General features: G+C 48.0%; 18 protein-coding genes. 10 read left to right on the top strand and 8 right to left on the bottom strand.

The window, feature by feature from the left end; genetic code table 11:
• Positions 1-19 precede the first annotated feature (19 nt).
• The 3 genes from CCE91_RS07530 to CCE91_RS07520 are packed head-to-tail and all read right to left on the bottom strand — an operon-like array spanning position 20 to position 4,214.
• Complete coding sequence (locus CCE91_RS07530; protein ID WP_086434578.1) at positions 20-1,450, bottom strand: PepSY-associated TM helix domain-containing protein; 1,431 nt, start codon at positions 1,448-1,450, stop codon at positions 20-22.
• A gap of 17 nt (positions 1,451-1,467) precedes the next feature.
• Positions 1,468-2,022: a hypothetical protein gene (locus CCE91_RS07525; RefSeq protein ID WP_086434577.1), complete on the bottom strand. Its 555-nt coding sequence runs from the start codon at positions 2,020-2,022 to the stop codon at positions 1,468-1,470.
• Positions 2,023-2,033: 11 nt separating this feature from the next.
• Entirely contained in the window at positions 2,034-4,214 is a 2,181-nt protein-coding gene (locus CCE91_RS07520) for a TonB-dependent receptor (protein ID WP_086434576.1), read from the bottom strand.
• Between the two features lie 230 nt (positions 4,215-4,444).
• Here CCE91_RS07520 and katG point away from each other — a divergent pair, with 230 nt between their 5' ends.
• Positions 4,445-6,676, top strand: coding sequence for a catalase/peroxidase HPI (katG, locus tag CCE91_RS07515; protein ID WP_086434575.1), 2,232 nt, complete (start codon positions 4,445-4,447; stop codon positions 6,674-6,676).
• A gap of 66 nt (positions 6,677-6,742) precedes the next feature.
• Here the strand turns inward: katG and CCE91_RS07510 are convergent, their stop codons facing one another.
• Positions 6,743-7,330, bottom strand: a complete 588-nt coding sequence (locus tag CCE91_RS07510) for a DUF938 domain-containing protein (protein WP_086434574.1) — start codon at positions 7,328-7,330, stop codon at positions 6,743-6,745.
• Positions 7,331-7,484: 154 nt separating this feature from the next.
• Between CCE91_RS07510 and CCE91_RS07505 the strand changes: the two genes are divergently transcribed.
• Positions 7,485-7,790, top strand: coding sequence for an antibiotic biosynthesis monooxygenase family protein (locus CCE91_RS07505; RefSeq protein WP_234996304.1), 306 nt, complete (start codon positions 7,485-7,487; stop codon positions 7,788-7,790).
• Between the two features lie 111 nt (positions 7,791-7,901).
• On the opposite strand, the gene CCE91_RS07500 is transcribed toward CCE91_RS07505, so the two are convergent.
• Complete coding sequence (locus tag CCE91_RS07500; protein ID WP_268802164.1) at positions 7,902-8,930, bottom strand: branched-chain amino acid aminotransferase; 1,029 nt, start codon at positions 8,928-8,930, stop codon at positions 7,902-7,904.
• A gap of 136 nt (positions 8,931-9,066) precedes the next feature.
• Between CCE91_RS07500 and CCE91_RS07495 the strand changes: the two genes are divergently transcribed.
• Positions 9,067-9,459 carry a thiol-disulfide oxidoreductase DCC family protein gene (locus CCE91_RS07495; RefSeq protein WP_086434571.1) on the top strand — a complete coding sequence of 131 codons (393 nt, stop codon included), beginning with the start codon at positions 9,067-9,069 and terminating at the stop codon, positions 9,457-9,459.
• Here CCE91_RS07495 and CCE91_RS07490 read toward each other — a convergent pair.
• The gene (locus CCE91_RS07490) at positions 9,456-9,692 is read right to left on the bottom strand and encodes a hypothetical protein (protein WP_086434570.1); all 237 of its coding nucleotides are present in this window, start codon (positions 9,690-9,692) and stop codon (positions 9,456-9,458) included. The two genes, CCE91_RS07495 and CCE91_RS07490, sit on opposite strands and share 4 nt — an antisense overlap.
• A 211-nt stretch (positions 9,693-9,903) precedes the next feature.
• Between CCE91_RS07490 and CCE91_RS07485 the strand changes: the two genes are divergently transcribed.
• The 4 genes from CCE91_RS07485 to CCE91_RS07470 all read left to right on the top strand — a co-directional run bounded on the left by CCE91_RS07485 (position 9,904) and on the right by CCE91_RS07470 (position 12,575).
• Positions 9,904-10,557: an epoxyqueuosine reductase QueH gene (locus CCE91_RS07485; RefSeq protein WP_086434569.1), complete on the top strand. Its 654-nt coding sequence runs from the start codon at positions 9,904-9,906 to the stop codon at positions 10,555-10,557.
• 170 nt (positions 10,558-10,727) lie between these two features.
• On the top strand, positions 10,728-11,006 hold the full coding sequence (locus CCE91_RS07480; RefSeq protein WP_086434568.1) for a YebG family protein: 279 nt from the start codon (positions 10,728-10,730) through the stop codon (positions 11,004-11,006).
• 18 nt (positions 11,007-11,024) lie between these two features.
• Positions 11,025-11,987 carry a calcium/sodium antiporter gene (locus CCE91_RS07475; protein WP_086434567.1) on the top strand — a complete coding sequence of 321 codons (963 nt, stop codon included), beginning with the start codon at positions 11,025-11,027 and terminating at the stop codon, positions 11,985-11,987.
• 54 nt (positions 11,988-12,041) lie between these two features.
• Entirely contained in the window at positions 12,042-12,575 is a 534-nt protein-coding gene (locus CCE91_RS07470) for a SixA phosphatase family protein (protein WP_234996280.1), read from the top strand.
• Here CCE91_RS07470 and CCE91_RS07465 read toward each other — a convergent pair.
• Complete coding sequence (locus tag CCE91_RS07465; RefSeq protein ID WP_086434566.1) at positions 12,572-13,927, bottom strand: patatin-like phospholipase family protein; 1,356 nt, start codon at positions 13,925-13,927, stop codon at positions 12,572-12,574. The two genes, CCE91_RS07470 and CCE91_RS07465, sit on opposite strands and share 4 nt — an antisense overlap.
• A 113-nt stretch (positions 13,928-14,040) precedes the next feature.
• On the opposite strand from CCE91_RS07465, the gene CCE91_RS07460 reads away from it, so the two are divergent.
• The 3 genes from CCE91_RS07460 to CCE91_RS07450 are packed head-to-tail and all read left to right on the top strand — an operon-like array spanning position 14,041 to position 16,873.
• Positions 14,041-14,964, top strand: a complete 924-nt coding sequence (locus tag CCE91_RS07460) for a pepsin/retropepsin-like aspartic protease family protein (RefSeq protein WP_086434565.1) — start codon at positions 14,041-14,043, stop codon at positions 14,962-14,964.
• Positions 14,965-14,998: 34 nt separating this feature from the next.
• Entirely contained in the window at positions 14,999-16,435 is a 1,437-nt protein-coding gene (locus tag CCE91_RS07455; RefSeq protein WP_234996279.1) for a serine hydrolase domain-containing protein, read from the top strand.
• A 6-nt stretch (positions 16,436-16,441) separates the two neighbouring features.
• Positions 16,442-16,873 (top strand): VOC family protein, encoded by a 432-nt coding sequence (locus CCE91_RS07450; RefSeq protein ID WP_086434564.1) that lies wholly within the window; start codon positions 16,442-16,444, stop codon positions 16,871-16,873.
• Here CCE91_RS07450 and CCE91_RS07445 read toward each other — a convergent pair whose 3' ends face one another.
• Entirely contained in the window at positions 16,874-19,762 is a 2,889-nt protein-coding gene (locus CCE91_RS07445) for a ligand-binding sensor domain-containing protein (RefSeq protein ID WP_086434563.1), read from the bottom strand.
• Between the last annotated feature and the right edge of the window lie 128 nt (positions 19,763-19,890).

Here is a 19,890-nt window from a genome sequence, read left to right as displayed (position 1 = left end):
ACTAACAAGGCGCTACTGATTAAGCATCAGTAGCGCCTGTTTTTTGCCAGTACCAAATAAGTAGTAGGGCAACACCCAGCAAGCAGCTGTTTACCAGTATAGATATTGGCTCTAACGCACTGGCGCCGAAGCGGAACAGATGTACCAGTACTAAACTAACCAAGGCTAGTATCGTCAGGCCAATCAATTGCGAGCGAACCTGAGCATGCGCATTACGCCATTGTGCGTAAGCCATAGCCGCTAATATTCCCAGCCAAAATACCGGAGTAGCTGACACTTGCAGGCCGATTTGAGCAACACCTGCTGCAGCCAAAGCTGCCGGACTGCCCCACACAATACCTAGCCAGAGGTTATTGAGCGCATCACGCTTGCCGCGTTTTTGCAGCCATAAATTTATACCACTAACGCATATCACGGTTAGGGCTAAGCCTAGCAGTCCGTATAGAACTTTCACGAACTCGCTGCCAAAGTGACCAAAATGGAGTCTATATACCGAGAAAACCGCTCCCTGACCGGGTTCACCATCGGCGTAACCAACTTTATTCATATAGTTGCCGCTGGCATCAAAGCGGTACTGCTCCGAGTAAATGAGCTTGTCCATATGCTGTGAGCCAATCAGCATATATTGCGACTCGGTTCCCACTTCTTCTACGGTAATAAATACGGGTTGGGTGCCAGGGGACACTTCTTTTAGTTGCTCCATAGCGCGCGGAATGTCTAGCACTAACGGCTGATCGGTCAGTTGCGGAATATCACCGTACAAGTCGGCAAACAGTGCCATAGGGTCAGAATCATATAAGGCGTCGGAATAGAAACCGGTTAGGTAGCTGGCCAGTCCGAAATAGGCGCCGGTTAGCGCAATCATTAGGTGGAAGGGCAAACCCCATACGCTTAAGCGGTTATGTAGGTCGATTTCACGTGCCTGTGGATTGCTTTTGCCACGAAAACTAAAGGCGTCTTTAAAGATCCGCCGGTGCGCCATAACGCCTGAAATAATCAATGCACTAAGTAAGGCACCCATTAAGCTCACTAATACCAGCCCGTAGGTTTCCGGCAAGTGCAGGGCTTCGTGCAGCGTTGCAATAAAGTCTGTAAATGGCTGCGACTTAATGGCGCCCAGTGAACCGTCTTCATTAATAAACCAGCTTTGATGATCGGTGGTAATGCTGGTACGCGGTAAGTCCGGTGTGGGTAGCCGAATAATGATGTGGTCGGAAAGCTGCTCAGGATGCTCGTTTAGCAGGGTTTCATAAGCGGTTTGAATAGTGCTGGCCTGGTAATCCAGCGACTCATACACAAAAGGTTGTTCCCAGCGCTGAATTTCCTGGCTAAACACGGCCACAGTGCCGGAAAAACACACCAAAAACATAAGCACGGATACCAACAAGCCAAGCCAGGAATGGCTTTTTAATGAGCGTTTACTGAGTGCTGGGGAAACAGATAATTTCATAGTGTTTAACTTGTTGGTTAGCGGTAAATAATTAGCGCAGCTACAGCGCTAATAATTGCAAAAGTAAGGGCTGGACGCCAGAGCTTGCTGTCGGCACAGGCCCAGTAAGCGGCCAGGCCCCAAATTACCGGCATGGTGTATATACCAAGCGCAACTATGTTGACGCTTTGCCAGGGTAACAACGAGGTGGTTACTACGGTAAACAGCATGGCGCTTGCGCCCGCCAGAGGCACTGCGGTTATCAATACTAACGCTTGTTTCGGTAAAGCCTGAAGTGCGTTTGTTAATGCCAGCGGTTGTTGTGGTAACTGCGGAGTGCGATTCTCTTTAACGCGTTTATCCCGCGTTAAGGCAATCAGCGCCCAGCTTTGCAGGGCTATGGTAATGAACGCATAGCAAACGCCGAACTCCGGCCCGTGGGCGATACTCCAAAGGTAAACGGAAAGCGCCACTAAAAACCAGGCGCCGCATAAAGCGACGCCGTGATAGTTGCGAATTTTTCGTTGCCAGGCGCGATAAAGAATAGTTATTCCTACCGCACTACAAAGAAAGGCAAGCAGTGATAAAACCATCAGGCCTGTCCTTAAAAGTTAAACGAGGCAGACAGTTTAAAGGTACGCGGCTCGCTTAGCATCAGGTAATTCGAACCTGGGAAGCCGCCTACTGAAGCCCAGTAGTTGTCATCCAGCAGGTTTTCCACCCGGGCGCGCAAGGTCACTTCAGTGCCGGCAACAAAAGTCACGTAACGAGCACCTAAGTCAAAGCGCTGTGACGATTCCACTTCCAACGTGTTGGCTGAATCTGCGTATTGCTCTGAGGTGTAAATAGCACGGGCGTCCAGCGTTAGGCCCGGCACGGCTGTCAACGCCCATTCACCATTCAGGTTGAGCTGCAGGTCTGGAACCCCGATAGCGGTATTACCATCAAAAAAACCGCCCTGAGTTTTGTTTTGCTCAGCATCTAACCAGGTTAAACCACCCAACAGCCGCAGATTGTCAGCCGGCATGCCAAATACTGTTAACTCCAGCCCCTGGTTCTGCTGTTCACCTTCTACGGTAAAGCGATTATCACGCACCAGACTGGTTGGTTTGCTGGTAGAGAAGGCACTTAAGGTACCGCCGAAGCGCTCAGCGTCATATTTCACGCCAATTTCATATTGCTCGGTCTGATAGGGGTCGAATACTTCACCAGCGTTTTCAATAGGTGTACCGCCGCTGGAGGCCGGTGCTACTTCGCCGGGAACTAAACCTTCAATGTAGTTGGCATAAAACGACACTGAATCCGAAGGTTTCACCACCACACCGGCAACCGGAGTCAGTTGTGACTTGTCGTAACCCGACAAGCGATCACCAGTATTGTAATCAAAGCTAGTCAGTTCAATATTCTGATACCGCACGCCCAGGGTCAGTAACACCAGGTCGTTATTAAACGACATGGTATCGGCAATGGCGAAGCTGGACATATCAATGCTTTCGGTAACCAGCGGGTTAGCTAAGTCACCGCCGATAAAAAAGTCAGCTGCTGGCTGTTCTGCGGTATAAGGCGCATATAAGTTACCTTCAAAACCGGCGAAATCTGAAAATGCGTAAGCGTTTTTGGAATCCATTGAGAATGCGGATGCAGAAGCAATAAACCGATGTCCAACGGAGCCAGTTTGTAATTCGCTGCTAGCACCAATTTCGTAGGACCGGATATTGTCTTCACGGGTGTTATCAAAGCGATAAGCGGTAGTGTCGCCATTGGCGTCTGCGCTGGGGTTAGCCAACACGTTTTCTTCTTCGCCTGAGCGGAAGCCAACGGCGGCCCAGGTTGAAGTGCTGTCGCTAAGATCAAACTCAGCGCGCACGGCACCGAATACCTGACGCTCGTCACTGTAAGTCCAGTTCTGGGCAAAGTTAATGTCGGCTTCAGGTGCTTCAGGAATCGCACCTAAAGGTGTCACCGTTGGGCGAGGGGCGTCTACTTGGTGATCCTGAAAGCCTAAATCGGCAGCCAGGCGGAAGTTGTCACTATCGTAATCAACATTCACGGAAGCCATGGACAGCGAACGGTCTTGGTTATCAATAGCCATTTCGCCGTCACGTTGAGCCAGATTTACCCGTACCCCAGTGCTTTCTTCTTCGTCACCAAAACGACGTGACAAGTCGGCACTACCGTACCAGTGGCCTTGATTCTCATAACCTGTGGTTAGCCGCGCTAGTGGCTCATCGCCCGCGCGCTTAGGTACTACGTTTACGGAGCCACCTAAGCCACTGCCACCAGGTGCTGCACCGTTTAAGAAAGCGTTAGCGCCACGGAATACTTCTACGCGCTCTAAGAATTCAGCGGTGACGTATTGGCGCGGTAAAATGCCGTATAAACCGTTATAAGTCATGTCATCAGAGTAAACCGGGAAGCCACGGATAACATAGAGTTCCTGAAAATTACCAAAGCCTTTCGCAACACGTACTACGGGATCATTTTGCAGTACATCGGCAACGCTTTCTGACTGCTGTTCGCGAATCAGCTCTGCGGTAAAGTTGGTGGCACTGAAAGGGGAGTCCATCATGTCCAGGTTGCCCAAAATACCAGCCCGGCCACCGCGCGCAACTTGCCCACCCGGATATTCGTCATTCAAAGTCACCTGCGAAGAAGTCACCTTAATACGTTCAATCTTTTCTGCGTCGGTAGGCTCAGAAGTTTCACTTTGAGCAACAGCTGGCAGAGCACTTAAGCTAACTACAGAACTAATAGCAACGGCAAGGCGGGTCAGATAAAACGGCATAGTGTCTCCGAAAATTAGGTGGAATATGTCACTTAATTAATGTATTGGATGATAATTATTATCATTAAGGTTTGCAAGGAAAGAGTAAATATTAAATAGGAAAGGTCAGATATTCGATTAACCTAATCTGTTTTTTCAATTGACTGCGGTCTTTTAAATTGATTAAAACGGTCTATAGTTAGCTTGCTAAATCTGTGGTCTAAACATTTAACTAACAAAGGCTAACTACAATGTTGAAAAAGACTCTTCCTGTTCTCTCCGCGCTGGCTCTGGCTGTTTCTCTTGGAACTCAGCCTGCTCCTGCGTTTGCAGCCGGTGAGGCAAAATCAAACCAGTTCTGGTGGCCGGATCAATTAAACCTTGAGCCATTGCGCCAACACGGTGTTGAATCAAATCCTTTGGGTGAAGATTTTGATTATGCCGAAGCATTTAAAACCATTGATCAAGATAAGCTGAAAGAAGAAATTGAAGCTTTGATGACCAGTTCGCAAGACTGGTGGCCGGCTGACTACGGTCATTATGGTCCGTTCTTCATTCGCATGGCCTGGCATAGTGCCGGTACTTACCGTATGCATGACGGTCGCGGCGGTGCAGGCGGTGGTCAGCAACGTTTCGAACCTTTGAACAGCTGGCCAGATAACGTAAACTTGGACAAAGCTCGTCGCTTACTGTGGCCAATTAAGCAGAAGTACGGCAATGCCTTGTCATGGGCTGACTTAATGGTACTTACCGGTAACGTTGCCATGGAATCTATGGGCTTTAAAACCTATGGTTTCGCTGGTGGTCGTGCCGACGACTGGGAACCAGATTTAGTTTACTGGGGTTCTGAGAACGAATTTCTGGCTGACGACAAACGTTATCACGGCGGTTCTGAGCGCAAGCTTGAGAAGCCATTAGCGGCCGTACAAATGGGTTTGATTTATGTAAACCCGGAAGGCCCGAACGGCAACCACGATCCAATTGCAGCCGCTCACGATATTCGTGAAACCTTCGGTCGAATGGCTATGAACGACGAAGAAACCGTTGCTCTGATTGCCGGTGGTCACACCTTCGGTAAAGCACACGGTGCTGCTAAAGCTGATTGTTTGGAAGAAGCACCTGCGGCAGCTGGTGTGGAAGAACAAGGCTTAGGCTGGAAAAATAAATGTGGTAAGGGTAATGCCGAAGACACCATCACCAGCGGCTTAGAAGGTGCTTGGACTGCAACTCCAACGCAGTGGAGCATGCAGTATCTGACCAACTTGTTTGCCTTTGAGTGGGAACAAACTCGTAGCCCGGCAGGTGCGGTACAGTGGATTCCGGTTGATGGCCAGGCGTCAAACTTAGTACCAGATGCGTTTGATGACTCTAAGCGTCATGCCCCAATCATGTTCACTACGGATTTATCATTAAAAGAAGATCCGGCGTATCGTGAAATTTCAAAGCGCTTTATGGAAAACCCGGAAGACTTTGAACTGGCGTTTGCCAAAGCCTGGTTTAAGTTGACTCACCGTGACATGGGCCCACGTGCTCGTTACATTGGTGACAACGTGCCGGAAGAAGCCCTGATGTGGCAGGATCCGATTCCAGAAGTTGACCATGAATTGGTAAATGCCGACGACATCAAACAGTTGAAAGCTGACATTCTGGATACCAACCTGAGCGTTCCTGAGTTAGTGCGTACTGCCTGGGCTTCAGCATCAAGCTATCGTGGTACCGATATGCGTGGTGGTGCCAACGGTGCACGTTTGCGTTTAGCTCCGCAGAAAGACTGGGAAGTGAACAATCCAGCTGAAGTAAGCAAAGTACTAGCTGCGCTGGAAAAGGTTCAGCAGGAATTCAATGACGGCCAACGCGGTGACAAGCGTGTGTCACTGGCTGATGTGATTGTACTAGCTGGTGCAGCGGCCATTGAAAAAGCAGCGAAAGACGCTGGTCATTCAGTGACAGTACCGTTTGAGCCAGGTCGTATGGATGCCTCGGCTGAGCACACAGATGTTGAATCATTTGCTGTACTTGAGCCAAAAGCTGACGGCTTCCGCAACTTTTTTGATGCGGACGCGAATACGCGCTCACCTGCCGAAATGCTGGTAGATAAAGCGAACCTGTTAACCTTAACCGTGCCAGAAATGACAGTGTTGGTTGGTGGTTTGCGTGCGCTGGATGCCAACGTGGGTGGTGCAGACCATGGCGTATTTACCGATAAGCCTGGTACCTTAAGCAACGATTACTTCGTTAACTTGCTGGACATGGGTACTAAATGGTCAAAAGCAGACAACGCCGACGGTATTTATGAAGGCCGCGATCGCAACAGTGGCGAACTGCAGTGGACGGCAACACCGGTAGACTTGGTGTTTGGTTCCAACTCAGAACTGCGTGCAGTAGCTGAAGTGTATGCGGTAAATGGCGTGGAAGAGAAGTTTGTAAATGACTTCGTAAGCGTCTGGACCAAAGTAATGCAACTGGATCGTTTTGACCTGTAATTTCTTTCTATCAGGTCAGTAAACATCAAAAGTGAAAAGCAGCGCATATAGCGCTGCTTTTTTATGTTAACGAGAAAATTCCAATAAACGGTTATTCGCAGGCATATCGTGATCGTTCACCAGTTTAAAACCTTGTGCTTGTGCCAAACTAATTATCCATTCAATGTCCCGAATTCCCATGTCAGGTTCGCGAGTTCTCAGTAATTCATCAAAGGCTTTATTGCTGTCACTGGTAAAGTTGCCGGCGTAGTTAAACGGGCCATAAATGCATACTTTCTTTACGCCACGCAAAGTATCCCCTAAGTGCTGAAATAGGCGCTGAACACCTTCCGTCGGCATAATATGGCAGGTGTTCGCGGTAAACAGTGCATCGTACCCGCCGTCGGGCGCTTGATTAAATACATTAAACTCCACTGCTAGTGGTTGCCCTGCAATACCTTCTGCTTTTATGCGCGCCTGCAATCCATGCAGATAATCGTTTTGATCACTTGCTTGCCAGCACAAGTGCGACAAGTTGTGAGCAAAATGAACGGCATGTTGACCAGTGCCGCTGCCAACTTCAAGTACCTGAGTACAGTCTGCAAATGCAGTTGTAAGTACTGGTAAAATAGGGTTTTTATTGTTCTCGCAGGCCTGAGAAAAGGGCAGTGACATAGTTTATTCGCTTTGTATTACAGATGATTACCATCAATTTAACATAATTAACACATGTAAACGACAGCGTCGCTGCTTATGTTCCTGTTAAAGGTGGAATTGCTCTTCTATGCTGTTACTAACTGGCTGAAGGAGGAACGAACAAGTGAAGTATATGTTTGAGGTTCGTATAAAACCGGGTCATAGCGCCGAGGAATACGCGGATGCCTGGGTTCGTGCTAGTGAAATAATTCAACAGGCACCGGGCGCCCGTGGCACTGAATTGCATCAAAAAATTGGTGACCCCAATGCACTTATTGCTATTGCGAGTTGGGAAAGCAAGGCTCACCGAGATGACATGGAAGAAGAGCATAATCAGAAGGTGCAAGACATTATTAGCAGGGCAGCCCCAATTTGCGACATTCGCCCATTGGGTGAATTTGAAGATCCCAAGTGGGTGGTTATGCCACCAGGTGACTAAGCGTTCTAACCGAGGTACAACATGGAAAGCAACATACCTGTTTTAGATATGGCATTACCATCGGGGCCTCTATCTGCCTGATTTCACTGCCTGCTGGCGGGCCTTGGTGCTTTATACGCGCTGCAACCAGCCGCGCGTGTCTTCCGCTTTGCCCCACTGAATAGCGTTCAGCGCTTCACGAAGTTTCAGAGTTGTACTGCCCACGTCGCCACTACCAATAGTGTGTTCTTTGCCATTGTGAATGAGCGTTCCAACCGGGGCCAATACTGCAGCTGTACCTGACAGTGCCGCTTCTGTGCCTGGTTTACTGGCACGTTCCAGCAGTTCATCAATGCTCAGCTCACGTTCAGATACTTTCATACCCATATCACGTGCAATGGTCAGAATGGAGTCGCGGGTAATACCGTGCAAGAAGGTTGAATCCAGTGCTTTGGTAATGATTTCATCGCCATCAATTAACAGGAAGTTGGCAGCACCAGTTTCTTGTACGTCACCGTTTGGACAAAACAGTACCTGATCAGCTTGTACTTCAGCGCGTGCTTTTAGAATAGGTTGCAAGGCGCTGGCGTAATTACCGCCACTTTTAACCATACCCATGTGCGCTGCACAGCGGCTGGTGTCTTGTTCCAATAACAAGCGTAGGCATTTGTCGCCACCGGCAAAATAGTTACCCACCGGCGACAGCAATACATACAGCATAGAGCTGGCGCTAGGCGCTGCGGCCTTACCAATGGATGCTTCAGTACCAAGATGAGTAGGGCGGATGTACATGGAGCCTGGTGGTAGTGGAATCTCATCCAGATAACGGCGAACCATGTCCACAATCATAGCTTCCAGCATGGGCTCGTCGATGGTCGGCAAGTGCAGCAGTCGGCTACTTTGCGCCATGCGCGCAATATTGCGATCCATGCGGAAAATATTGACTGAACCGTCTTCATGTTTAAAGGCTTTAAGGCCTTCAAAGCAAGTGCTTGCGTAGTGCAACACATGCGCACCCGGGTGCAGATTTATGCTATCGGACGTAACAATCTCAGGTTTACTCCAGTTGGAGTCCGCAAAGGTTGTTAGTGCCATTTCAGGCATAAAAACAGTACCAAATGTAGCCATAGTTCGTTCCTGGGTTCTTAAGTTGGTGCGCAATATAGCATAAATGGCGGCGTTTCAAACTTGCGGCTAATTCACCGGTGTTGTGCTTTCTTTACATCAGCGAAATGACTGAACTATGCGGGTACAATGAACGTAACTACTTACAGAACTTTTTAACTCACGAGATTTTATGTCGCATCAACTAACGATATTCTATGACGGTGGTTGTCCGTTATGTGTTCGCGAAATGAAACACTTGAAGCGCCTGGATAAAAAACAGGCCATGGCATTTGAGAATATTCATGAACAGAGCTTCTCGCAGCGGTTTGGCAATGTAGATGTCGCTCGTGCGAATGCGATTTTGCATGGCATGGATGCGAACGGGAACATGTTGTATGGTCTGGACGTGACGCACGCAGCCTGGTCGCTGGTGGGTCGTGGTTGGCTGACAGCGCCGCTACGCTGGCCCGGGTTGAGTTGGATAGCGGACAAGGTCTACCTTGGTTTTGCCGGGAACAGGAACCGTATTTCCAAGCTATTAACGGGCAAGGAACGTTGTGAGCAGTGCTCAATCGATAACTAACCACAGATTTTATAATGCACACAGCGCAACAATAAACCGCGTACGCACTCCTTACTGCAGTTGCCAAGGCAATGAATATCGCTGGCCACCAAGTGGCCATCATGCAACAGCTGCATCAGCTTGGCTGAATCAATAGTGAGATTTACGCCTTGTTTATCTTGGCCTGAGTTAGGTGCAGGAGAGGGCTCGGTAGTTACCTTAATTGGATTTCGTTGCCATTGTTGTGTGCGCATAGATCAGATCACCTCGTTATGGTTGTCGTTACAGGTTGTGAATCAATCGCCCATAACAAAGTTAATCTAAATGATAATCGTTATCAATAATGAGTTTGTAAAATTATCCTCATCGTAGTTATAGTTATTTATCGCAGCAGCGTTGCATCCGCTGTTATAATAGGCACAATTCGCCCTTGATTCGTTATTAGATAGTGATTGGTTGTTGATTATGAAAAAGTCCGCACAAGAAACAATAGTTTTAGAAACTCCCACCGGCTCAGATCACGTGTTGCTGCATTCGTGCTGTGCGCCGTGCTCCGGCGAAGTGATGGAGCGTATGGCGGAAGCTGGTATTAAGTTCACCATATTTTTCTACAACCCAAACATTCATCCTGAAAAAGAATACTTGCTGCGCAAAGAAGAGAACATTCGCTTTGCCGAAAAGCTTGGTGTGCCTTTTATTGATGCGGATTACGACAGTAAGAACTGGTTCGAGCGGGTGAAAGGTTTAGAGTGGGAACCAGAGCGTGGTGAACGTTGTACCGCATGCTTCGACATGCGCTTTGAGCGTACCGCGCTTTATGCCCACGAGCATGGCTTTGATACCATAACCAGTTGCCTTGGTATTTCACGCTGGAAGAACATGGAACAAATTAATGACTGTGGTAAACGTGCGGCAGCGCGCTATCCGGACATGCATTATTGGACGTTTAACTGGCGCAAGCAGGGCGGTGCTGCACGTATGGTTGAAATTTCCAAACGCGAACGGTTTTACCAACAAGAGTATTGCGGCTGTATTTATTCACTACGTGATACCAACCGCTGGCGCCTTGAAAACGGCCGCGATCGTATTGAACTTGGTGTGCAATATTACACCGAGTAACCTGACGTTCTACGTCAGGTGCGGTGTAACAATCAAAAGCTAAATTTGATGCTGCCAACAGAACTACTGGTACCAGACCTTCTCGACTCCAACCCGGCAGTTGCATACAAAACACAATAACTGTATAAATAAACAGTGTTAAATATAACGATTACCAAAGGACATCCACGATGGCGGTAGTAACCAAATATGTAGTTGTTCGCGACGGAGCCGAAAAAATGACTTTCACTTCAAAAGCCGAAGCCGACGCGCATGATAAAATGCTCGATATGGTGGATGAGTTAGTACCACTGTTAGAAACCAGTGAGCTGGTAAGTGATGAGCAGCAATTAGAAGCATTAGCAATGTTTCTGGCCAAAGAGCGTGAACGGGTATTAATAGCGCTGGGTGCGAAAAAGAAAGTAACCAAGAAAAAGCCTGCACCAGCAGCGCCAAAAGCATCTGAATAACATAAGGAGAGTGAAGCGATGATGGATTTATTGTTTGTTATCGTTGGTGTGGTACTACTTACAACAGGCGGGGAAGCGCTTATCCGTGGCTCGCTTGCTACCGCCAAACGTATAGGCATTTCACCACTACTCAGTGGCTTACTTATCGTTGGTTTTGGTACCTCCGCTCCTGAGTTAGTAGTTTCAATAGATGCGGCATTAAACTTACAGCCCGATATTGCGGTAGGTAACGTGGTTGGCAGTAATATAGGTAACGTGCTGCTTATTCTGGGTACCTGCGCCATTATTTGCCCACTGGCAGTAAAACCATTGGCGTTGCGCCGTGACGCTATAACCGTGTTAGCGGCAACGGTTCTATTTATCATTTTGGTTGGTGGTAGTGCGCTGGCACGTGGCGATGCAGCTATTCTGTTGCTGGCGCTACTGGCTTATTTAGTCTGGGCGTATCGCACCGAGCGCTTGCAAAATAACCCCGCTGCAGAAATGCACACGGCTGAAGCGAATGAAATTGAAGCCTTACCCAAAACCGGTCTGTGGATAGCAACAGCGATAGTTATTGGGTTAGCGTTGTTAATTGTTGGCTCGCAGATTTTATTGAAAGGCGCTACTGGTATTGCCGAGGCGTTCGGTATTTCTGAAGCAGTTATTGGTTTAACTTTGGTTGCCGTGGGAACCTCGCTACCGGAGTTTGCGGTATCTATTATTGCCGCATTGCGTCGTCATGCCGATGTTGCCGTGGGTAACATTCTGGGGAGCAATATATTCAACTTACTGGGTATTTTAGGTATTTCAGCCTTGCTGCAACCCTTACCGGTGAGTGAACGGATTTTACAGTTCGACCAATGGGTATTGTTGGCAACTTCGCTGGTATTATTGCTGTTCTTGTATACGGGGCGGCGTTTGTCGCGACTAGAGGGCGCTATATTTTTGGCTGCTTATGTGGCTTACGTTGGCTTAAGTTTTACCGTGTTTGGTGGCTAACCGTACAACGCAGCACACAAGCCTCAGGTTGAATCATTACCGAGACTAACACGAATGAAATTGATGATATGTACGGGACTAACCTCTTTACTAAAAGTACTGTTACTGATGATGACGATGACCACAAGTGCCAATGCTGCCGACACTAGCTATACCTTATACTTTTCGCGTCATGCGGAGAAGGTTGATGCCAAAGACGACCCGATACTAACTCAGGCAGGGCATCGCCGAGCTGCCATTTTGGCAACTATGTTGCAAAATGCTGGAATTGAACGAATTTATACCACCGATTATCAACGCACTCGGCAAACGGCAGGTCCTGCCGGCAAGCTGCTGAATCTTAGTGTGGAAACTTATGTTGCTGGTGAACCGGAAAAGCTTGTTGATAGCTTGCTGGCACAACAACAGAACGCGCTTATTATTGGCCACAGCAACACAGTACCAGATTTGGTTGTAAAAGCCGGTGGTGAGGCTCCTGCATTAACCGAAGAAGATTTCGGTGACTTGTTTCAGTTGGTTATTAGCAACGGCAAAGTTGTGACCACCCGTCTGGTGGTGCCTATGCTACCTGAAACGAAAAAGGACTAATCCTTTAAGTCCTCAAGTAGCCGCTGAAACTCAGGATTATCCTTTAACAATTCGCGACCAGCCTTAGCCAGAGCGCTTGATTGCTCTTTGGTCAGTGACAGGCTGGTTGGTATTTGGTTTAAAAAGTTACGTTCGTCTTCTTGTTGCACACCGTCAAAGCTCAGTTCAATTAAATAGGGTTCTATGGGTGACCATAACTCTGACAAGTCCTCTGACCAACGCTCCATGCTGCGACGAATTAAACTAATAGTTGCCGCATTGTAACGATGCAACTGAGTGTCGGTTACCGCGCTAATGGTGTTCTCAATATCAGGAATTTCATTAGTGGACTCAATATTGTAACGCGGTTTAGCTGACGCATTTACCGAAATAATAACCAGCCGTTTGGAGGGTTCGGTTCCAATCAGTTTCATGAAATCTTCAATACCACCGCTTATTTCGACCATTTCATAAAATGCCATTAAGCCAAGATTGTCGGTAATGCCACCGTCAACCAGGTGAATATACTGGCGTTCATCACGATGCTCATAGGTTTTTAATGATTCAATAGTTTCAATTAAATGCGGAGACAGTTGTGCTTCTTCCAGCTTCGATTGATCAAGTTCCTGCAAATACGACTGCTCTGGGTTTACACAGCCCTTATGGTTGCGTAGTACTACCGGGTTTAACATCACCGGCACCGCCGATGATGCTGTTACCGCGCGAGCAATCGGGAAATTGGCGATATCTGAACAGAGTAGGTCAAAATACTCTTGCACGAACGAGAAGCGTATTCCACCACCCATGTCAGTAGCATTCATGACAATTAACGGAGCGTCAGCGCGCTTTAAATCAGCAAAGGTGGCACCTTTGAATAATTTCTCTTCGTACAGTCGGGTGGCTATTTCAGTGCGTCCTTCGCGTGAAAACCACAGCAGTGGGCTGGCTAACCCGTAAAGCCACTCATTCACGTAGTCTATGCTCAGAAAATCGCGTTCGAACTGGGTAAATAGTTGATCACCAAATAAGCCATAATAGGCAGCGGTAAAACTGCCGCCAGATACTGATGAAATCATGTCTACCTGATCCAGCATGCTGGTGTTTTTATCATCTATTTCCAACTCGGCGTCACGCAGTGCTTCCATCACGCCATAAGAAAGTGCCGCAGCGCGACTACCGCCACCTGAAAAAGCTAATACCAGAGTAATGTCATCAGAGCGATTATTGGCGGTTTCGTAGTCTTTTAATGCGTAGTTATTCGCGCTGTTTTCGGAAGTAGCCTGAGAGTCATTGTCGATAACTCCAAAGGTGGTACAGCCTGTTGCGAACAGGGTTGTGGCGATAAGTAAGGTAGCGCGAGCGAGCTGATGCATAATTTAGCCGGGAATTGTAACTATATGTTGCAAAATTGTATAAAACGATAGGATCAAAACGTTGTTTTATATAGAATTTGGTGTGAACTAAAAATTACAACAAGGAACACAGGATGTATAGACTTTTTTTAACATTTACGTTGCTGATTAGTCTCAGCTTTAGCCAATTGAGTTGGGCCGGAGCTACCGAATGGTTTGATGTTGATTTCTCGGGTGGAGGACTAGCGCTGCCAGTTACTGTGGAAGGGATTCAGACGCGAGCAGCAATCAGCTCGGCAGATACTTTGAATACTATAGGTGCTGAGTTTATTGCAAAGCACAACTTGAAACTGAACGACACAGGTAGGGAAGTTCGCATACAAACTACATTTAGTGAAAGCAGCGTGCCGGAGAATAGAGCTAAACCAATTTACGGTAAAGTAGCTATTAACTTGTTTGGTCAGGACACCGCCATGGAATTTGCCGAAATGGATTATGGCTCGCCTGATGTAGGGGTGTCACTTGGTGCTAACTTCCTGAAGAAGTTTATTATTCAGATTGATTACCCAAATGCGAGAATGCGTTTGCTGACCCGCGACAGTGTAGATATGAAAGAAATCTCGAACTTAAAAACTCGTCGTGACGCTGAAACCGGTGATCCGCTGGTGCAAGTAAACTTAAACGGTGAAACGGACGTTTGGCTGGTTATTAACACAGAAGGTGGTCCGGGCGTATTTACTGAGCGTAGCCTTGCTGAAAAATACAATTGGATAGAACGATTTGGTCCTGAAACTATTGAGATTAACAGCTCCCAGGGTAACCAATATGTGGATCTATTCACGCTACCGGAAATGACGCTTGGTCCTTATGAAATGGCCGATGTAGTGGTAGCGGTGCGAGCCGAAGGTGAAAATGCCAACTTAACCCAACAAAGCGAGAACAGCATGTCGCGGGTGCAGGGTGCTCGAGTACGTGGTTATCTGAGTACAGATGTTTTAAAACACTTTGTGTTAACCTTGGATTATCAATCAGGCTTGGGACACATTCACGCTCCCTAGCTAATTCAATGAACTGGCGAAGCAGGAGCTGGCAATGACATTTGTAGTCAATAAACTGAGTATTAGTAGTTTCATTTCATTAAGTGGAATATTGCTGGCACCTGCCGCGCTTGCAAATGAAAGCCCGGAAACTTTGTCTGCCTATGCGGCAGGCTACCGGGCTGGATTTACCTGCAGTGCACTACACAACGCAAATAAATCAGCTGAGCAAATTGAACGTGACGAGCTAACGGGTATTTATCCGTTAATTGCTGACACTGTCACTGAGTTGAGCGAGAGCACCTATCTAATCGAACATCAGGGCCAGCCGGTCGTGTCGGTGAAATACAGCGATACTATGCCGCCGCGTTATTCCTGGTGGCGCCAGCAGTTAGGTTGTGTTGATTTGCCGGTTGGGGCTGAGCTAGACGCCATTGCGCATTTACCGAAACTTAAAAATCCAAGCCCAACCGATCAAGCTGATAATGGTAAACCCTGGCAGCATCAGGTAGAAATAAATGCGCCAACCGATAACGATGAGCTTAATAGCGTACTTGATGCAGCATTCACCAAAGAATACGGCAGCGGTGCGCGAACTTCGGCAGTACTTGTGGTCACCCCTGATACTATTGTGGCGGAACGTTATCGCGACGGCTTTACTCCTGAAACAGCGCAACGCACCTGGTCGGTGGCAAAAAGTATTGGCGCCAGTGTTATTGGTGCCGCAGTTCAACAAGAAATATTAACTGTAGACGAACCTGCCGGCCTTGAGAATTGGTCGCATGCTGCCGATCCGCGTGGCTCTATTACGCTCGAGAATCTTCTGCATATGGCGTCTGGCTTAGATAGTAATGCGGCCGGCAATCGCACCGACAGAGTATATATGGGTGGTGGGTTAGTAAGTGACACAGCTACGCAAACGGCCCTTGAAGCCGAACCTGGTACGCGCTGGAAGTATGCGAATAATGACACTATGTTAGCCATGCGGGTGCTGCATGAGCGTATGGCAAGTACTCAGGAATATATTGAATTTCCATTTAAGGCGCTGTTAGAGCCACTGGGTATGCAACATACGAGCTTGGAAACCGACTGGCGTGGTGATTTTATTTTGTCATCACAGGTGTGGACTACGGCCCGTGATTTAGCGCGTTTAGGCGTTTTACATTTGCAAAATGGCAAATGGCAGGGTGAGCAACTGCTACCGTCTAACTGGCTGGAATACATCAGTAAACCGGCACCAGCACAACCTGCTGCAAGTGAAGATAGTGATGAACCTGTGGTTGGCTATGGTGCTCAGTGGTGGTTGTTCAATGATGACTTTCCGGGCTTACCGAATGACACTATTGCGGCTCGCGGTAATCGTGGTCAGTTCTTGATAGTTATTCCATCGAAGCAACTGGTGATTGTACGCCGTGGTTACGATTTAGCTGGTGAGCCGGGTTTTGATGAGGCGCGGTTTGCCGCTGACGTGCTCGCGACATTGGCTGAGTAATTCGCTATGCCGGCTGCAGTTAGTTTTATTACACTCACAGTTGCCAGTTTAGAGCGTGCGGTGAGCTTTTATCGCGACGGGTTAGGCTGGCAAACTGAAGGTATTATCGGCACCGAATACGAAAATGGTGCCGTTGCCTTCTTTCCGCTGCCACATGGGCAAATATTAGCGCTATGGCCGCGGGCTAGTTTACTAAAGGATTTGCAACTAAAAGACAGCGCCACGGAAGCCGATATCAGTACGAACGCGAGCATGATGCTCGCGCACAATCTGGCTAGTTGTGCCGAAGTGGATAAGTTTATGCAAGTTGCTGAAGCGGCGGGAGCTCGTGTTATAAAACCGGCAACGAAAACCGCCTGGGGTGGTTATGCGGGGTGTTTTCAAGATCCGGATAAACATCTTTGGGAGGTAGTCTGGAATCCCAAGTTCCCGCTTTAGTTACCTATCGTCGTCCGCAATAACAACTTGATTCCTACCATCGTGCTTGGCGCTGTACAGCGCCTTATCTGCGCGTAGCAATAAACTGCTATGACTTTCATTGGTGTGGTGCTGGGCAATACCGGCACTCAAGGTAACGGTTAACTTGGTATCAATATCTTCAAAGCGGGCTTCGGCTACTCGGCTACGAATACGTTCACAAATCTTAAATGCGGTATCAATATTGGTGTTATCCAGCAACAGCGCAAACTCTTCACCACCCCAACGAGCGGCATGGTCATTGTCGCGGATACAGTCACGAATAATGTCCGCCAGACGCTTTAAAATTTCATCGCCACTGGCATGAAAGTAGGTATCGTTCACGTCTTTAAAATTGTCTATGTCCAAAATAGCCAGACACAATGGTTGATCGAGTTTTTCACTGCGTAGCAACGCACGTTGAATAAAGCGATCGAAGGCGCGGCGATTGGCTAACTGCGTCAGGCTATCTTGATTGGCTAGTGCCTCAAGTTCTTTGGTTTGTTCATTTACCAGGGTTAACAGGCGTTGACGCGATTTGGCCAAACCGCGTAAGCGCAGCCTGACCAACCCGGCAATAGTTAGCACAATAATGAGTAAGCCTAACAACTGAATCCACCACCGTTGCCAAAGCTCCGGACGCTGGTATATGTCCACAGTAGCTATCTGACTCCATTCCCCGCGCGGGTAGGCCGCACGAACCGCGAACTGATAATGGCGCGGCGCCAAATCGGTGTAATCGACACTCATGACATTCCCGCGGTCAACCCAGTTTTTATCAAAACCGCGTAGTTGAACCTGATAGCGGATACTCTCTGAGTTTAAGTAGCCCAGCGCGGCGTATGAAAATGATACCCGGTTAACTTTTGCATCTAGCTCAGCACCGGGTGCAATTGGCTGGTTGTCGGCTGCTACGCGGTGTATGTCTACGTTCGGCGGTACCGAGTTATTGTGTCCCACTTCAACCGGCGTTGTGCTGGCAACCCCGCTGGACAAAGCAAACCAGATTTCACCGCTTTGGGATTTTATGATGGCTTGGTCGCCAGTGTTCATTTGCGCTGTTTGTAAGCCGTCGGCTTTTTTAAATAACCGATAGCTAACCTGCGTTTGGGTTCCGGCTAAAACTGCATCTACCTGACGCTGTGGTAACCGCAACACACCGCGGCTATTACCACCCCAAATATTGCCACTATTGTCGCGGGTAATACCGAAGTAGTTGTCAAACGGTAGGCCATTTGCGCGCGAAATAACAGTCCATTCGCCGGTACTTTGGTCTCTGGCCATTAAGCCGCGGTCGGTGCCTAGCCATAAATGACTGGCGTCTTCGTATATATTGAATATGTATTGCGCATCATTTCCTGCGGCGAAGTCGTAGGGTTTAATGGTGTTTGATTTCAATTCGAACTGGGCCAGGCCGGTTAAGGTGCCAAGCCAGATAGTACCAAGTGAGTCACGATACAAGCTGGCTACATAGTCGTGCGGCAAGCCATCGTCGGTGGTAAAGGTTTGCAACTGCAATTGGTCCTGACTGAAATCAATACGATGTAGACCTGACACGGTTCCAATCAGTAATTCATATTTGCTCAACGGCAGTATGGCGCGAATTTCGTTGCTAACCATGCCATCTGCCTTATCCAAACGCTTTAATAGCTCCTGATTTTCGACAACGTATAAGCCATCGGTAAAGGTACCTACATAAATGCGGTCGAATTCATCACTGTTGATGCTTAAAATAGATTTGTTGTGCAGTTCCGGTACTGTCGCTATGGGGCTAAAGTGGTGATTCTGGTATTGGCTAAGTCCACCTAAGCCACCAACTAACAGGGTGCCGTCACGCAGTTGGTGCAAGGCGCGAATATAATTCGCGGGTAAGCCGTCAGCTTCGGTGTAGGTTGTAAATAAAGTACTGCGTAATTGCACCAATCCGCCGTGTGTACCCACCCATAAACTGCCTTCCCGATCACAGAAAATATCCAGCACATGATCATTGGGTAAACCATGGGTGCTATCTATATACTCCAGTGTTTGTTCTTGTAGCGACACTTTGGCAATGCCGTTTTTATGGGTTCCGGCCCATATGTTGCCAGCCATGTCTTGATGTAACACGTTAATGGCACTACGCAGCGGGGTTGGAAAAACCTCAAAGCGTGGCTGCTGACTGTCGTTGGCAATGTATAGCTTGTTGTCTATGGCAACCAGTATGCGTCCGTCAGTTAGCTGCAACATAGTTAACACGGTATTGTCGGGTAATTGCGTTAGCGGTGTAAATGAATTCCCATCAGACGCTAACTGCGCAACACCATTATTGGTACCAACCCACAAATAGCCTGCTTTAGTCATCAATAAACTGTGAACGGAACGGCCTGGAAGGCCATGCTCGGTGCTGTAAGTTTGTCGTTCACCGCTGGCCTTTTGTTTGACTAAACCCGCATTAAAAGTACCAATCCAGAGATCTTCATTGGCATCAACAAAGAGCCGGTGAACGCGCGGTGGGACCGTATCAAAGGTTTGCCAATCGTTGGCATCTGTTCTAGCGATACCGCCGCGAGCACCACCAAAGAGCACTTGTGACGCATCAGGAGCGCGAATAACTTCAAGCATGCCATTATCAGGTAAGCCGCTTTGGCGGCGGTCATCAAACACTTCAAATTCACGCCCGTTAAATCGCACCGGGCCTTCCCAGGTGGCAATCCATAAATAGCCTAGTCTGTCCTGAGTGATTCGGTTTACTGAGTTGTGAGGAAGGCCATCATCAGACGTCCACACACGTATATTTAACGGGGCGTCGGTATTTACATCGGGAGCTTCTGTGTTAGCACTGGCGTAACTAATATAGGCGAAAGCGCTCAGGGCGCAGAAAAGTCTGAGCATGACTTTGCATATAGCAAGGAAGCTGGCTGGATACAACGTCAAATGCTCCTGAAATTAGATTCTAACTATGCCTGAGCATGTTTCTACATAAACGATAAGAGCTTTACAATAGCAAGCAATTCGAGTGA

The sequence above is a fragment of the Pseudidiomarina planktonica genome, from assembly GCF_900177775.1.
Taxonomy (GTDB): domain Bacteria; phylum Pseudomonadota; class Gammaproteobacteria; order Enterobacterales; family Alteromonadaceae; genus Pseudidiomarina; species Pseudidiomarina planktonica.
Note: the sequence above shows the minus strand (reverse complement) of the source record. Positions and strands in the feature narration are given on the sequence as shown.

What these genes read in the sequence shown, in the direction of transcription:
- CCE91_RS07530 (WP_086434578.1), bottom strand. Translation starts at nt 1,450, where the DNA reads ATGAAATTATCTGTTTCCCCAGCACTCAGTAAACGCTCATTAAAAAGC.
- CCE91_RS07525 (WP_086434577.1), bottom strand. Translation starts at nt 2,022, where the DNA reads ATGGTTTTATCACTGCTTGCCTTTCTTTGTAGTGCGGTAGGAATAACT.
- CCE91_RS07520 (WP_086434576.1), bottom strand. Translation starts at nt 4,214, where the DNA reads ATGCCGTTTTATCTGACCCGCCTTGCCGTTGCTATTAGTTCTGTAGTT.
- katG (WP_086434575.1), top strand. Translation starts at nt 4,445, where the DNA reads ATGTTGAAAAAGACTCTTCCTGTTCTCTCCGCGCTGGCTCTGGCTGTT.
- CCE91_RS07510 (WP_086434574.1), bottom strand. Translation starts at nt 7,330, where the DNA reads ATGTCACTGCCCTTTTCTCAGGCCTGCGAGAACAATAAAAACCCTATT.
- CCE91_RS07505 (WP_234996304.1), top strand. Translation starts at nt 7,485, where the DNA reads ATGTTTGAGGTTCGTATAAAACCGGGTCATAGCGCCGAGGAATACGCG.
- CCE91_RS07495 (WP_086434571.1), top strand. Translation starts at nt 9,067, where the DNA reads ATGTCGCATCAACTAACGATATTCTATGACGGTGGTTGTCCGTTATGT.
- CCE91_RS07490 (WP_086434570.1), bottom strand. Translation starts at nt 9,692, where the DNA reads ATGCGCACACAACAATGGCAACGAAATCCAATTAAGGTAACTACCGAG.
- CCE91_RS07485 (WP_086434569.1), top strand. Translation starts at nt 9,904, where the DNA reads ATGAAAAAGTCCGCACAAGAAACAATAGTTTTAGAAACTCCCACCGGC.
- CCE91_RS07480 (WP_086434568.1), top strand. Translation starts at nt 10,728, where the DNA reads ATGGCGGTAGTAACCAAATATGTAGTTGTTCGCGACGGAGCCGAAAAA.
- CCE91_RS07475 (WP_086434567.1), top strand. Translation starts at nt 11,025, where the DNA reads ATGATGGATTTATTGTTTGTTATCGTTGGTGTGGTACTACTTACAACA.
- CCE91_RS07470 (WP_234996280.1), top strand. Translation starts at nt 12,042, where the DNA reads ATGAAATTGATGATATGTACGGGACTAACCTCTTTACTAAAAGTACTG.
- CCE91_RS07465 (WP_086434566.1), bottom strand. Translation starts at nt 13,927, where the DNA reads ATGCATCAGCTCGCTCGCGCTACCTTACTTATCGCCACAACCCTGTTC.
- CCE91_RS07460 (WP_086434565.1), top strand. Translation starts at nt 14,041, where the DNA reads ATGTATAGACTTTTTTTAACATTTACGTTGCTGATTAGTCTCAGCTTT.
- CCE91_RS07455 (WP_234996279.1), top strand. Translation starts at nt 14,999, where the DNA reads ATGACATTTGTAGTCAATAAACTGAGTATTAGTAGTTTCATTTCATTA.
- CCE91_RS07450 (WP_086434564.1), top strand. Translation starts at nt 16,442, where the DNA reads ATGCCGGCTGCAGTTAGTTTTATTACACTCACAGTTGCCAGTTTAGAG.
- CCE91_RS07445 (WP_086434563.1), bottom strand. Translation starts at nt 19,762, where the DNA reads ATGCTCAGACTTTTCTGCGCCCTGAGCGCTTTCGCCTATATTAGTTAC.